Here is a 13,155-nt window from a genome sequence, read left to right on the forward strand (position 1 = left end):
TAAAGATATGTTATACATTCCGGGACCAGTCTATATCCCTATTTTAACCGATGTACTGCCCCAGAAGCAAAAAAAACCCAGACCCCCCTGTAGTGCCGAAGAGTCCAGGCTGTTTGCAACTATAATCCGGCCAACCCAAAATAGCGCAACATTCTTCCCGCAGCAGCGTATTAGCACACATAAGGGATAGAAAGTACGGCGCTTAGGTTGATTATTTGTTCGTAGGGGAGCCTCCGTCATAACCTTTATCGTGATACCCGGTATTTTCCAGTTTGGGGAGTATACCCAGCTGCTCAATGGTCTGCTGCGTCTCTATGCTGCCAAAACGGTGCAGGGTCTGGTACAGTCTGACGGTCTCATCGTCAAATTGCCGGGCAGCTTCATCGTGATCGGCAGACTTATAAGGCACAAAGGCGCGCCGGAAGGCGTAATCATCCCCGCGTTCGAGTTCGTTAAGGAGATCCTGGAGAAGGGTAAGCTCTTCAGCGTTAAGCAGCACTTCAAATTCATTGGAGTCATTGCGCACGTCCTGAATAAGGCTGTGGTTTACGGATACGAAATAGCGTTTTTTCTCTTCGTCCGGCAAGATTGATCCCTCCATTGTTGGTAAGCTTGTCCATGGTTATTTTTTACTATTATACACAGAACGACAAATAATGAATCTAATCGAGACATTTGGTATGATAGAAGCACGTTACCGCTATTGAACGGAGCGTTAAGGGTTTATTTGGAATGATATTTGGCTGCAAATCGGCCCTGTTCTCACTCTGGAGAAGGAGGAACTACAATGAATTTTCTGCAACGCATTAAAGACGGTGCCAGCCGGGTGAGTGAAAAAGCGCAAAGCTCGGTGGAGATCGGCAAGCTTAACGGGCATATTTCCGATATCGAACATGAGATGGAAATTGAATTTATGAAAATGGGAAAGCTGTTCTACGACGGATATCGCTCGAAGGATTTGTCCCTGGCCGAAGGCAAGATGGTGGAGCATTCCCGGGCCTGCCTGAAGCTTCAGGAACAGATTGAGGAGCTGCGCTTCCGGATTGCCGAGCTGAAGAATGAAAAGCTCTGCACCTGCGGGAATGTTGTAGCTCTGGACGCCAATTTCTGTCCGAAATGCGGACGTAAGCTGGAGGAACCGGCTTCAAGAAAAGAAGCGGTGCCCGTCACAGTGCACAGCATTCATGAGGATGAAGAGGAAGATCAATATTATGGCGAGGAGGAGCTGACGGAAGCGGAGAAAGAGCTGGCGATGAGATCGGAGCAGCGTACGGTGTATACCGAAGTGCTTCCGGTAGACGATGAACTGCCGCAGGAGGAATATGGCGGAGCGGTGCAGGATACCGAACGCAGCCGCCGTGAAGCCGATGAGCTTGAACGGGAGCGGGAAAGACAGCTTGAGCTTGACCGGCGTATCCGTGACTGGAAAGCCGGTGAGCCTGCGGAAGAAGCTGCATCCAGTGAAGGCGGCGTGCGGGATATCGTCAAATGTCAGATCTGCAGGGCGGATTTGCCCAAGGGTTCCATGTGGTGCCCGCGTTGCGGATCAGAACAAATCTAGTCAGCATTTACAGTCAGCTTAGGGGGACAACATAGATGGAACAGTTGCTGCTGCATCTGCGCAATTTGGGTTTCACAGAGATGGAATCCAAAATTATGGTCGAGCTGGCCAGCAAAGGCCAGGCTTCGGGTTATGAAGTGGCAAAGCAGCTCGGAGTATCAAGATCCAACGTATATGCGGCGCTTCAGCGTCTGACTCAGCAAGGTTATGTAAGATGCGGTGAAGGGGAACCGGCGCGTTACAGTGTGCTGGACCCGGAAGAGCTCGCGACCATGATCTCCGGACGGGTATCGGCTTCACTGGCTTATATGGAAAGTGAAATGCCGCGCGGCGGCCCGGTCAATCCCTCTTTCTACAATGTGGAGGGTGACCGGAATGTGATGGAGGAACTGATCCGCCAACTGAATCTTGCTGAGCAGGAAATCGTAGTAGATGTATGGCGTGAGGAGGCTTCGCTGCTGCGTAATGAGCTGGAGCAGGCAGAGCTGCGGGGAGTGAAGCTGTTGTGGGCCTTTGACGGCGGCAACGAGGTTCCCGCACCTTATCCGGTATGGCCGCCGCTGGGCGGCAAGCCGCGCCGGAGCAGCGGGCGGAAGTTTTCCTTTGTGATCGACAGGAACTGGTGCATGCTCGGCATGCGGTATGAGGACGGAACGGCGCAGGCGGTCGTAACCGAACATCAGGTGCTGGTGGAACTGCTGCTGAACCACTTTACGCAGGAGATGGTGCTCTTCGAGCTGGAAGAGGATATGGGCCCCGAGCTAACAAGAAGGTACGGGGAACGCTACAGCCACATTTACGGTAAATATGTACTGCATGACCAGGAGCATGAACAACTGGGCGAACAGGAGCAACCGGACGAACAAGAGGAACATGAGGAATTGGAAGAATTGGAAGAGCAGCAAGAGCCAGGCCATTAGGAAACGTGTTTGGGTAAGGGTCAAGCTGCTCGCAAGCCGAAATTAAGCTGGGGAGGTGAAAGCGTGGAGTGTATTATTCATTTTGATGTGCAGCATCCGGAAGGGATCAAGTCACTCAGAGGTCTCTTGTTTCTGGAAGAGGGTAAAGTCCCGGGAGAAAATGAACTGATTGGCATGTTCAAGGACATGAAGTTCAACGTTCGGCTGGAAGACCGTGAGAAGCTGATTTTTAAACCTGTGAATCCGGGAGAGAAGTACTCGGAAATCCGCATCACGAGCTTTGACAGCGGCAAGGCGAATAGCAAAGAGGACAACGAACTGAAGTCGATTGTCGGCAATTTGCTGCCGCAGAAGCCGTCTGGCCTGTAAAAACTAAGACAGGGTCCATTTGAGATGGAGAGGAAGGAGCACAGAATGGAGTTATTGAGACAGAAGGTTATCAATGAAGGTATTGTTCTCGGTCAAGGTGTGCTCAAGGTCGATTCTTTTCTGAATCACCAGATGGACCCGTTTCTGATGCGTGAGGTCGGCCGCGAGTTTACCCGCCGTTTTGCCGGAGAAAAGGTGACGAAGGTGCTGACCATCGAATCCTCGGGGATCGCCCCCGGCATTATGACGGCGCTGGAGCTTGAGGTTCCGCTCATTTTTGCACGCAAGCAGAAATCATTGACCCTGACCGAAGATATTTATGTGGAGAAGGTCTACTCTTTTACGAAAAAAGAAAGCAATGATATCACAGTTTCCAAAAAGTTCATTGCTCCCGGTGAACGCGTGCTGATCGTCGATGATTTCCTTGCCAACGGTGAAGCGGCCTTCGGGCTGGCCCGGATCGTCGAACAGGCGGGAGGCAGCGTAGCCGGAATCGGCATCGTGATCGAAAAAGCCTTCCAGCCCGGCAACAAGCTGCTGAAGGAAGCCGGCTACCGTGTGGAATCGCTGGTACGGATTGCTTCGCTTGACGATGGCTTGATCTCCTTCGTGGAGGAAGCCGGCGGCCTGCCGGGCTGACCCCGCAGTATTATAGCTCATAAAGACCCCATGCTCCAGCTTTGCGGAGTATGGGGTCTTTATGCTGTGGCTATAGGGATTACTGCGCAGTAATTGCAATTTGTACAACTAAATGTTCCTTATTTGCTCGGCATTCCGTTTTAGTTGTATTTTGTACAGTAGATATCCGTCTTAATGCCGAAAATGGACCAGAAACCGGAATTTAGATGTACAGAGTGCAGTTAAGTGCTGAACGGAAGCGGAACCAGCCCGTTTAGTTGTACAAACTGCAATTATCTCCCGCGACCCCAAAGGGCAGCAGCATAGCCACAGCTGGGAAACAAAGTATAAGCAGAATGGAGCTGCGTTTGCGGGCTAGCCGCAGGCCGCCGAAGCGTGGCCACGCAGGCCATTCATTCGCAAGCGCGATGGAACTCGCGCTCGGGAACCCCAGTCAGCCGCGTCCCATACGCCGCTGACTGGGTACGGGCCGGCCGCGTCCTACGCGACGCTGACTGGGTACGGGCCCGCCGTGTCCTACACGCTTGCCTGGCAAGGGCCCGCCGCGCCTTGTTCGCGGACCGCCGCCAGCGGCGAGAGCACGCGCAGCGCGCCCGGCTCGCAGCGCACGGCCAGCGGCGCCGTGCCGAGGGCCTCGCCGTCGCCGATGGCATGGCGGGCCTGCGCGAAGTGGACAGCTACGCTGTGCCCGCGCAGCATCGTCACGAAGGGCAGCGCAACATGCGTGCCCTTCAGCAGCGTCGGGAACAGCCGCAGCACCTGCATGCGGCTGCAGCCGTGCACGACGCAGACGTCGAGCAGGCCGTCATCGGCCTCCGCCTGCGGGCAGATCAGCAGCCCGCCGCCATAGCTTGGCAGGTTGCAGATCGAGACAAGCCAGGCTTTATCGAAAGCCTGCTCCTTCCCGTCGCAGGTTACGCTCACCCGGCAGGGCTTGAAGGTCATCAGCGTATGCAGAATGCCGATGATATAGGCCAGCTGTCCGGCGCCGATGGCGTTGCACAGCCGTTTGTAGAAGCTGTTGTTCACATTTACGGCTACCTGTGCATCGAAGCCGCTGGCTACGGCGGTCAGGGTGAGGCCGCCCGCCCCCGAGAGCAGATCGGCTTCGAGGCAGCGGTCCTGCAGCGCAGCCTCCAGCGCGGCCTCTGTGGCCAGCGGGATGCCGAAGCCGCGTGCCGTGTCATTGCCGGAGCCGGCGGGAATGACGGCCAGCGGCACGCCTCTGCGCCGCAGCGCGCCCAGCACGCTATGGATCGTGCCGTCGCCGCCGATGACGATGGCGGCGCGCCAGTCGTCGCGCCGGGCGAGCGCCCCAAGCACCTGGGTTTCGGCGCGGTCGGCGTTTTGCGTGAACAAGGGCTCATGAGGGATGCCGCGTGAATGCAGCATCCCTTCGACCGTGTGCCATGTCCGCTGGCCTGCTCCGCCGCCGGAACGGGGATTTATGATCAATAAGTACATGTATGTTCCTCCAGCCTGTAGATTCCTCTATGTCCTGATTCCATTGTACGGAGTGGACGTTCAAAAGGGAATCTTAAAAATAAGGATAAACAGCAGGAGGCAGGCTACAACTGACGGAGCTGGCTTTCAGCGATCTCCCCTGCCCAGGGAAGCTTATACCATCTTCCGCCCAAAGCATGGTAGATCATGAGAAGCCATACGGCGAAGCTGCAAAGGGAAATTAAAGCGGCGACGAGAGCGCCGAGCAGCGGAATGAAGCCGCTGAGGACATGGACAATCATCAGTGTCCCGAAGGCGATCAGCGACTGCAACGCATGAAAGAGCACGAAGCGGCTGCGTTTCTCCAGGGCCAGAAAAACGATGCCCCCAATAAAGGGGAAGAAGTAGCATAGGGCGGCGGCAATATGGTCAGGCAGTCCGGTGGAAGATCTGAAAGGGGACAAAAGGCTCACTCTCCTTGTACTTGGAGAAGAAGGCGGCTAACCGGTTCCCTCTTCTCTATGAGCCTATGATTTGTCCCGGCAAAGTATGTGGACCGGGAAGGGGTTCAAGTGAAAAAGCATTCTTCCTTTCCGTTAGACATGCTAAAGCTCCATCGCCGGTATAATGTATTGTTCAACCAGTCTGCGGGGGTGCTTCCACCGGCTGACCGCGCTCTCGGCGGTGAATATAACGGCGGCGTCCAGCTTCGGCAGCAGCAATAGCTGCTGGCCCCCGTGTCCATGAGCCAGCACGTAGGGCTGGCTGCTCATCATGCCGTTCCAGAATTGATACCCGTAATTACCGTAGGCCGGATATCCGGGGGTCTGGGCTGTGAACGCATCTTCCAGCCAATTCTGCGGGATCATCTGCTGTCCTTTGTAAAGGCCGCCGCCCAGCAGGACCATACCGACTTTAGCCAGATCACGCGAGGTCAGGTATAAGCCGATATGGCCCATGCTGTGCCCTTCAGGACTGGGCAGCCAGGCGGTGTGGTGAATGTCCAGCGGTCCAAACAGATGCTCTCTGGCATAGCTGTAAGCGTCCAGCCCTGAGAATCCGCTCAGCATAACCGAAATTAGATGCGAGTCGCTGCTGCGGTATTGAAACTGCCCAATATTTTCATGATCAATGGGCAGGCTAAGAGCGTAAGAAGTCCAGCGTCGGCTGCGCTGCAGATTACGTACGAGCGGTTCTCCGAGCTTCTTGCCGGTAATCCACCTGAAGCCGGAGGTCATGGTCAGCAGGTGGCGCAGCGTAATTTCCGAAAGCTGCGGAGAGCAGCGGGGCGGCAGATATCTCTGAAGCGCTTCGGCTACAAAGGAGTGGACTCCCGGAATATGGCCTTTGCCGATGGCAATGCCGATAAGAAGAGAGAGGAAGCTTTTGGTGGCCGAACGAAGATCATTCAGCATTCCGGCATGATATCCCCCGTAATACCGTTCAAATATCAGTTGCCCGTGGCGGACGACAAGCATACTATGCATTTTGGGATATTCTTTCGTAACTGCCTGATGGGCCTTCTCCAGTCGAAGAGGGCAGGTTCCGGTGTCATCCGGACGGGCTGCTGCTATAACGGGTGCCGGGTTGTTAGGTGTGTGTAGTAAAGACAGCTGCTGGCTCATAGCAATCCCCTTTCCAAGCTGCCTGCTGCAGTCTAAGATGCGGCGGCGGATACGTTATTTTAACCAAAAGTCTGCAAGCCTCACCTGCTGCGGTAGAGAAGAGTAAAAAAATATTTTACGTACGTAAATTTTACAAGGAAAGGTGGAAGTTGGACTGGAATATGATACAATATAACGATAAGGCCCGAAAGGAGTGATTCAGCAAGTGGCTCTTCGGGTAAGTAAAGTGTCAAGGTGTTCCGCATTTGGTGCATCTTACTCTCAGCCCAAATCACGACGAACCTGCTTCACCGGCAAGGCGGACCTCCATATTTATGGGATGAACGTTTAGGCGGATAATGCAAGCCACGTATGTGTTACGGTTTCTTGACTTGCATTTCGAGGTTACGGCGGACTTTTCATCATGCATTCTCTACAACGGAGCATTCATTTTCAATGTTTTGGGAGGGAACTGATCATGGCAAGTAAAGGTCATAACGAAGTGAAGGAAAGTCTACGGGAAATGACACGCATTTTCCGGCCCAAAGATCCCAAGAAATTTGTGAAGGAGTATGTCCGGAAGTATCGGATCACAGGAGGCTATGAAGAAGAGCTGACTATGGTCGTGGAGCATGAGTTGGGAAGAATAAACTCATCCGTCTCCTAATTTACAGACAGGAATACTTCCTGCTATTTGACGACATCAAATTTGGAATTACATCCATGAGGATTCTCATAAACCGTGCCCGGGCGGCTTGCTGCCGCAGGAAGCGGTTTTTTTTGTGCGCATATTTATTGCGAAGTCATAAATCACAAAATAGTCAAATGAATTAATAGACACAAATAGATATGTATGCGCTTTAAAGAAAAAATGATAAAAGATTCATTTTTTGTAAGCGCTCTTAAATACAGTAAGGACAAGCTTTTGCTGTTTGAAAAAATGCTTTGTGAACTTGCTGTGAACGATTGACAAAAGACCCCCATAAACTTATATTAATAGTGATTGTTATAATTGACAGGAAAATCCTCTAATCTACGAAATCGGGAAAAGCGGGGTAGATCAATGATGAAAACGTGGCAGGCTGGTAAACGGCTTCTTCCCATGACGGCAACGCTTGGACTCATTCTCGCAGGATGCGGGCGGCAGGACTTGTCGGTGCTCAGACCGCAGGGACCTGCAGCGGAAAGCTCGTTCGGACTCATGAAGCTGTCGATTACCATCATGATTGTCGTGCTGCTGATCGTCTTTGCCATTGCGGCCTACGTGCTTATCCGTTACCGCAGGAAACCGGGCCAGCATGAGATCCCTGAACAGGTGGAAGGCAGCTTCAAGCTTGAAGTGCTGTGGACGGTCATCCCGCTGATCCTTGTAATTGTGCTGGCGGTTCCGACCGTGCAGGCGGTGTTTGCCGCAGGAGATGATCATTCGGATGATAAGAATGCAGTTAAGGTCAAGGTGACCGGCCACCAATACTGGTGGGAATTCGAATACCCCGATTACGGTGTGACAACGGCGCAGGATCTGGTGATTCCTGCGGGCGTGGATATCGCCTTTGAGCTGACTACAAAGGATGTGCTGCACTCCTTCTGGGTACCTTCTCTCTCCGGAAAAATCGATACCAACCCGGACGGGTCAACGAACCATTTCAGCTTCAGTGCGCCAAATGAAGGCGTTTACCGCGGCAAATGCGCAGAGCTGTGTGGTCCTTCCCACGGATTTATGGAATTTAAAGTGAAGTCGGTCAGCAAGGATGCGTTCACGGCATGGATTGCTTCCATGAAAGCCCCGGCAGTGATGCCTGAAGATCCGGCGCTTGCGGAAAAGTTCAAGTCCGCGTGCCTGACCTGCCACGCAGTGGGTGATATGGTAGGCAGCAACGGTCCGTCCCTCACCGGGATCGGGTCCCGCGAGTCGGTGGCTGGTATCCTGCTGAACGACGACACAGGTGTCGACGGAGCGCCGATCCTGGAGAATCTTAAGACCTGGCTGCATGATCCGCAAAGCGTCAAGCCGGGCAACCGGATGCCTGACCCCAAGGAATTGGGACTCAGTGATGAAGAGATTGACGGAATTGCCGAATATCTGGCCGGCTACACGCTGGAATAAAGCCTATTGCCCAAAGCAGAAGCAGCATATTTGAAAAGGGGGTACGTACCTTGGCTCAAGCAGCGCAATCCTTGAATCCTTCCCAGCCCTTGAGGCATGGCCACAGCGTCAAACGGCATACCGGGATCATGGACTGGATCACCACCGTCGATCATAAGAAGATTGCAATTTTGTACCTTTGGGCCGGAGGGATCTTTTTTGGCATCGGCGGGCTGGAGGCCATTCTGATCCGCATCCAGCTGATCAAGCCGATGAATACCTTTCTGGATGCCCAGACCTTTAACGAATTGATTACGATGCACGGGACAACGATGATTTTTCTCGGGGTCATGCCGGTCATCTTCGCGTTGATGAATGCGGTTATCCCGCTGCAGATCGGTGCGCGCGACGTAGCTTTTCCTTTTCTGAATGCGCTTGGCTTCTGGACGTTTCTGTTCGGCGGCATTCTGCTTAATCTCAGCTGGATTATGGGGGGAGCGCCCGATGCCGGCTGGACCGCTTATACCCCACTATCCTCCAGCTCCTACAGCACCACCCACGGGGTGGATTTCTACACGATCGGCTTGCAGATTGCCGGGTTAGGCACACTAATCGGCGGCATTAACTTCCTGGCTACGATCATTACGATGCGGGCTCCGGGAATGTCATTTATGCGGATGCCGATGTTCGCCTGGGCCACCTTTATCACTTCCGCTATTATCCTGTTCGCTTTTCCCGCAGTTACAGTAGGGCTTGTGCTGCTCACCTTCGACCGGATTCTCGGCGCCAATTTCTTCGAGACCAGCGGCGGCGGCAATCCGGTGCTCTGGCAGCATATTTTTTGGATCTTTGGTCATCCCGAAGTGTATATTCTGATTCTTCCGGCCTTCGGCATCATCTCCGAGGTCATCCCGACGTTCTCGCGTAAGCGGCTGTTCGGGTACAGCTCCATGGTCTTCGCGACGATCCTGATCGCCTTCCTTGGCTTCATGGTCTGGGCGCATCATATGTTCACCACCGGCCTCGGACCGGTAGCGAACGCCTTGTTCTCTGTATCCACGATGCTGATCGCCGTTCCGACAGGAATTAAAATTTTCAATTGGCTGTTCACGATGTGGGGCGGGCAAGTACGCTTTACCACTCCGAATTTATTCGCGGTCGGCTTTATTCCAACCTTCACCATGGGCGGGGTTACAGGTGTCATGCTGGCTTCTGCTCCTGCCGATTTTCAGTTTCATGACACGTATTTTGTCGTTGCCCATTTCCACTATGTAATTGTCGGCGGCCTGGTGCTCGGCTTATTCGCGGGCCTGCATTATTGGTGGCCTAAAATGTTCGGAAGAATGCTCAGCGAACACCTGGGCAAATGGACCTTCTGGACCTTTATCATCGGGTTTCACATGACCTTTTTTGTACAGCATTTTCTGGGGCTTATGGGGATGCAGCGCCGCGTATTTACGTATTTGCCGAATCAGCAATTCGACCTGCTAAATTTGATCAGTACGATCGGGGCAGGGCTTATGGGTGTGGGGATGCTGTTTTTCCTGGCCAATGTCTTCATCACTTCCAGAAAGCCGGCAGATGCGGCGGATGATCCGTGGGAAGACGGGCGGACGCTGGAATGGACCATTTCCTCACCGCCTCCGGAATACAATTTCAAGCAAACGCCGCTGGTGCGCGGTCTGGATGCTTTCTGGAAGGAAAAAACAGCCGGGCACAAGGGCATGACGCCATCCGAACCGGTAGGCTCCATTCATATGCCTTCAGCGACGGTGCACCCGTTCCTGATGTCGGTTGGTATCTTTATTGCCGGACTTGGCTTTATGTTCAGCCGTGATGATTTTGGCAACAGCTTTATGAGTTTTCTCTTTAATAACTATATCGTTACGGCGCTGGGTCTTCTGATAACCTTCGGGTCGATGCTGATGCGCTCGCTCTTTGATGATCATGGCTGGCATATCGAACCCGAAGAGCTGGAAGGAAGGTGAACCGACATGACAACGGCACATGCTGAAGCTTCAAAAGGCACTCTCCCGCACGAACCGGAAAAGGCAACGGCGGAAGGCCGCAACAAAGTGCTGGCCTTCTGGTTGTTCCTTGGTGGAGAAGCGGTGCTTTTCGGCACCTTGTTCGCTACGTTCCTGGCGCTGCGAAACCAGACGAATGACGGTCCGTCTGCGAACGAATTGTTCCATCTGCCGCTGGTTGCCGCCGCAACCTTCCTGCTGCTGGTGAGCAGCCTGACGAGCGTATTCGCCATTCAGGCGATGCACCGGAACCAGCCTGCCTTGCTGCGGAACTGGCTGCTGGTTACTGTAGTGCTTGGCGCGGCCTTTCTCGGGCTGGAAATCTACGAATTCAGCGAGTATATAAGACACGAGAAATTCGGGATGACTACCAGTGCATTCAGCTCGGCGTTCTATACACTGGTCGGGTTCCACGGTGCTCACGTTGCTTTCGGGATTGTGTGGATCGCTGTGCTGATCGGGCAGCTGAGCTATAAAGGGCTGACGGTGGTTACGGCACCAAAAATTTATGTGTCCGCGATGTACTGGCATTTTATCGATGTGGTATGGGTGTTTATCTTCACGGTTGTTTACCTGCTCGGAAAGGTGGGTTAGCTATGGCGACAGAACAGCGTTCTCCGGATAGCGCGGTGAAGCACCGCCACCGGCAGGAAGGGCCGCAGCGGCATATCGTGGTGTTTATCTTCTCTGTTATTCTGACGCTGATTGCCTTCGCAGCTGTTGCGGCCGGAGGAGTCAACGCGACCTTTGCCGTGATTCTGCTGCTGGTCATGGCCGTTCTGCAGGTTTTTCTGCAGATGGGCTTCTGGATGCATCTGAAGGACAAGGGACATTTGATACCGATTCTATTTATGCTGGGCGGCTTTTTTATCGCCGGAACCTGCATTATCATGGCACTGTATTGGGTTTGGTGGGATTAAGGAGGCTTCTGATCATGCTGGGATTACAATATTTCAGCTTTGAGGATTTGTGGAGTCCGCTTTTTCTGGCGGTCCTGCTGCTGCTGACGGCTGGATATTTCGTATTGATCGGTCCGCTTGCCGGTCGGTTCTCCGGTGCTTCGGCAGTTCCTATATGGCGCAGGGGGCTGTTTCTTAGCGGAATGTTGGCTCTTTACCTTGCGCAGGGCGGTCCGGTCAGCCTGCTGGGCCATATCTTCTTTTCCTTCCATATGGTCAGTATGGCGCTGTCCTATCTGGTGGCAGTGCCGCTGATTATGCTCGGGATTCCGGATTGGGTCTGGCGTACTTTTCTTAAGGTGAACCCACTGCGGCGTTTTGCCTTTCTGGCACAGCCGGTGGTGGCGGCCCTTCTGTTCAACGGACTGTTCTCGCTCTACCATATTCCAGTGGTTCATGATTACGTGATGCTGCATTTTACAGTTCACCGGCTCTATTACGGCCTGCTTTTTCTGACCTCTGTGCTCATGTGGTGGAATCTGATAAATCCTCTGCCGGAGTACCGGAAACTTGGCGGCCTGGGTCAGGTAGGCTTTATCTTCCTGAATATGGTGCTGCTGACACCGGCCTGCGGGCTGATTATTTTTGCGGGGTCTCCATTATATGCCACGTACAGTGATCCCGACACCTGGGCACGGGCGATGGGCTACTGTGTATCGGGAAATCCCGCTTCATTGCTGCAGACGTTCGGCGGTCCGGCGTTCTTCGGATGGCTGTCGCCCAAGGTCGATCAGCAGGTGGGGGGCATCGCCATGAAGTTCATTCAGGAATTTATTTTTGCCTCGATGCTTGCTTATGTGTTCTATCATTGGTATAAAAAAGAGAACGGGCAAGACGATGCGGAGGTTTCCGCGCCATCCGCCGAACCGGGGGATGGCTATTTGAAATACAAGGAAGGCTGAGTCACACGCCTGACTTATCCTTGTATTTCTAAAAGCAACGGATACCTGAGAGCGATACAGAGTATTGCTGGCATCGGAAGCATACGCTCTGCAAAGAACAATGTAGCGGCTTCTTCTTGCTCGTGCATAGCTGGCGAGCGCCGAGGGGGATAATCATGGATATTTTCACATTGTTTCCAACGATCAGCACATCTTTCATCGTAATCAGCGCGTTGCTGGTGGCGATTGGCTGGAGACAAATCATTAAGGGCAAGCGCGAAGCGCACAAGAAGACAATGATTGCCGCCGCTGTTGCTGCCATCTTGTTTTTCATTGTGTACGTGTCCAGAACGGCATTCGTAGGCAACACATCCTGGGGTGGACCGGCCGATTTGTCGACGCTCTACCACATCTTTCTGATTTTCCATATCGTGCTGGCGACGGTAGCCGCCGTATTCGGCATCACTACGCTGACGCTGGGCTTCAAGGCTCAATTTGCCAAACACCGGAAATGGGGAAGAGTGACTGCTGTCATCTGGTTTATTACTGCTATTACGGGTGTCGCTGTGTATGTGCTGCTGTACATCTTTTATCCGGGCGGGCACACAAAGCCGGTCTGGCAAATTATTTTAGGTGCCTGATCTGACACTGTAAAAGTACCAAAAG

General features: G+C 53.3%; 15 protein-coding genes. 11 read left to right on the top strand and 4 right to left on the bottom strand.

The genetic code is table 11. The features are described 5' to 3' along the window. Nucleotides 1-211: 211 nt before the first annotated feature. On the bottom strand, nucleotides 212-586 hold the full coding sequence (locus H70357_RS02445; RefSeq protein WP_231578367.1) for a hypothetical protein: 375 nt from the start codon (nucleotides 584-586) through the stop codon (nucleotides 212-214). A gap of 201 nt (nucleotides 587-787) precedes the next feature. On the opposite strand from H70357_RS02445, the gene H70357_RS02450 reads away from it, so the two are divergent. From H70357_RS02450 to H70357_RS02465, 4 genes are all read left to right on the top strand, one after another. Next, nucleotides 788-1,561 (top strand): zinc ribbon domain-containing protein, encoded by a 774-nt coding sequence (locus tag H70357_RS02450; RefSeq protein WP_038585371.1) that lies wholly within the window; start codon nucleotides 788-790, stop codon nucleotides 1,559-1,561. 35 nt (nucleotides 1,562-1,596) lie between these two features. Beyond that, complete coding sequence (locus H70357_RS02455; protein ID WP_231578368.1) at nucleotides 1,597-2,481, top strand: TrmB family transcriptional regulator; 885 nt, start codon at nucleotides 1,597-1,599, stop codon at nucleotides 2,479-2,481. 63 nt (nucleotides 2,482-2,544) lie between these two features. Next, entirely contained in the window at nucleotides 2,545-2,850 is a 306-nt protein-coding gene (locus tag H70357_RS02460) for a hypothetical protein (protein ID WP_038585374.1), read from the top strand. A gap of 45 nt (nucleotides 2,851-2,895) precedes the next feature. Further along, nucleotides 2,896-3,489, top strand: a complete 594-nt coding sequence (locus H70357_RS02465) for a xanthine phosphoribosyltransferase (protein ID WP_038585377.1) — start codon at nucleotides 2,896-2,898, stop codon at nucleotides 3,487-3,489. Between the two features lie 516 nt (nucleotides 3,490-4,005). Here H70357_RS02465 and H70357_RS02470 read toward each other — a convergent pair. From H70357_RS02470 to H70357_RS02480, 3 genes are all read right to left on the bottom strand, one after another. Continuing rightward, nucleotides 4,006-4,953, bottom strand: a complete 948-nt coding sequence (locus H70357_RS02470; protein WP_038585380.1) for a diacylglycerol/lipid kinase family protein — start codon at nucleotides 4,951-4,953, stop codon at nucleotides 4,006-4,008. Between the two features lie 104 nt (nucleotides 4,954-5,057). After that, complete coding sequence (locus H70357_RS02475) at nucleotides 5,058-5,396, bottom strand: DUF4870 domain-containing protein (RefSeq protein WP_038585383.1); 339 nt, start codon at nucleotides 5,394-5,396, stop codon at nucleotides 5,058-5,060. A gap of 141 nt (nucleotides 5,397-5,537) precedes the next feature. Beyond that, complete coding sequence (locus H70357_RS02480; protein ID WP_038585386.1) at nucleotides 5,538-6,557, bottom strand: serine hydrolase domain-containing protein; 1,020 nt, start codon at nucleotides 6,555-6,557, stop codon at nucleotides 5,538-5,540. A 457-nt stretch (nucleotides 6,558-7,014) separates the two neighbouring features. Between H70357_RS02480 and H70357_RS02485 the strand changes: the two genes are divergently transcribed. The 7 genes from H70357_RS02485 to H70357_RS02515 all read left to right on the top strand — a co-directional run bounded on the left by H70357_RS02485 (nucleotide 7,015) and on the right by H70357_RS02515 (nucleotide 13,130). Continuing rightward, entirely contained in the window at nucleotides 7,015-7,203 is a 189-nt protein-coding gene (locus H70357_RS02485; protein ID WP_038585388.1) for a hypothetical protein, read from the top strand. Nucleotides 7,204-7,599: 396 nt separating this feature from the next. Then, entirely contained in the window at nucleotides 7,600-8,643 is a 1,044-nt protein-coding gene (gene coxB / locus H70357_RS02490) for a cytochrome c oxidase subunit II (RefSeq protein ID WP_038585390.1), read from the top strand. Nucleotides 8,644-8,771: 128 nt separating this feature from the next. Continuing rightward, nucleotides 8,772-10,610 (top strand): cytochrome c oxidase subunit I, encoded by a 1,839-nt coding sequence (gene ctaD / locus H70357_RS02495; RefSeq protein ID WP_052092420.1) that lies wholly within the window; start codon nucleotides 8,772-8,774, stop codon nucleotides 10,608-10,610. Nucleotides 10,611-10,616: 6 nt separating this feature from the next. After that, complete coding sequence (locus tag H70357_RS02500; RefSeq protein ID WP_038585391.1) at nucleotides 10,617-11,243, top strand: cytochrome (ubi)quinol oxidase subunit III; 627 nt, start codon at nucleotides 10,617-10,619, stop codon at nucleotides 11,241-11,243. Between the two features lie 2 nt (nucleotides 11,244-11,245). Beyond that, nucleotides 11,246-11,569, top strand: coding sequence for a cytochrome C oxidase subunit IV family protein (locus tag H70357_RS02505; protein WP_038585393.1), 324 nt, complete (start codon nucleotides 11,246-11,248; stop codon nucleotides 11,567-11,569). Between the two features lie 14 nt (nucleotides 11,570-11,583). After that, nucleotides 11,584-12,510: a cytochrome c oxidase assembly factor CtaG gene (gene ctaG / locus H70357_RS02510; protein WP_052091774.1), complete on the top strand. Its 927-nt coding sequence runs from the start codon at nucleotides 11,584-11,586 to the stop codon at nucleotides 12,508-12,510. Between the two features lie 155 nt (nucleotides 12,511-12,665). Next, nucleotides 12,666-13,130, top strand: coding sequence for a DUF420 domain-containing protein (locus H70357_RS02515; RefSeq protein WP_038585395.1), 465 nt, complete (start codon nucleotides 12,666-12,668; stop codon nucleotides 13,128-13,130). The last annotated feature ends 25 nt before the right edge of the window (nucleotides 13,131-13,155 follow it).

The sequence above is a fragment of the Paenibacillus sp. FSL H7-0357 genome (genome assembly GCF_000758525.1).
In the GTDB taxonomy this organism is placed as follows: Bacteria; Bacillota; Bacilli; order Paenibacillales; family Paenibacillaceae; genus Paenibacillus_AQ.

Bases quoted from the DNA above. Each gene is read 5' to 3' on its own strand.
- H70357_RS02450 (WP_038585371.1), top strand. From the start codon at position 788: ATGAATTTTCTGCAACGCATTAAAGACGGTGCCAGCCGGGTGAGTGAA.
- H70357_RS02455 (WP_231578368.1), top strand. From the start codon at position 1,597: ATGGAACAGTTGCTGCTGCATCTGCGCAATTTGGGTTTCACAGAGATG.
- H70357_RS02465 (WP_038585377.1), top strand. From the start codon at position 2,896: ATGGAGTTATTGAGACAGAAGGTTATCAATGAAGGTATTGTTCTCGGT.
- H70357_RS02470 (WP_038585380.1), bottom strand. From the start codon at position 4,953: ATGTACTTATTGATCATAAATCCCCGTTCCGGCGGCGGAGCAGGCCAG.
- H70357_RS02480 (WP_038585386.1), bottom strand. From the start codon at position 6,557: ATGAGCCAGCAGCTGTCTTTACTACACACACCTAACAACCCGGCACCC.
- H70357_RS02485 (WP_038585388.1), top strand. From the start codon at position 7,015: ATGGCAAGTAAAGGTCATAACGAAGTGAAGGAAAGTCTACGGGAAATG.
- coxB (WP_038585390.1), top strand. From the start codon at position 7,600: ATGATGAAAACGTGGCAGGCTGGTAAACGGCTTCTTCCCATGACGGCA.
- ctaD (WP_052092420.1), top strand. From the start codon at position 8,772: ATGGACTGGATCACCACCGTCGATCATAAGAAGATTGCAATTTTGTAC.
- H70357_RS02500 (WP_038585391.1), top strand. From the start codon at position 10,617: ATGACAACGGCACATGCTGAAGCTTCAAAAGGCACTCTCCCGCACGAA.
- H70357_RS02505 (WP_038585393.1), top strand. From the start codon at position 11,246: ATGGCGACAGAACAGCGTTCTCCGGATAGCGCGGTGAAGCACCGCCAC.
- ctaG (WP_052091774.1), top strand. From the start codon at position 11,584: ATGCTGGGATTACAATATTTCAGCTTTGAGGATTTGTGGAGTCCGCTT.
- H70357_RS02515 (WP_038585395.1), top strand. From the start codon at position 12,666: ATGGATATTTTCACATTGTTTCCAACGATCAGCACATCTTTCATCGTA.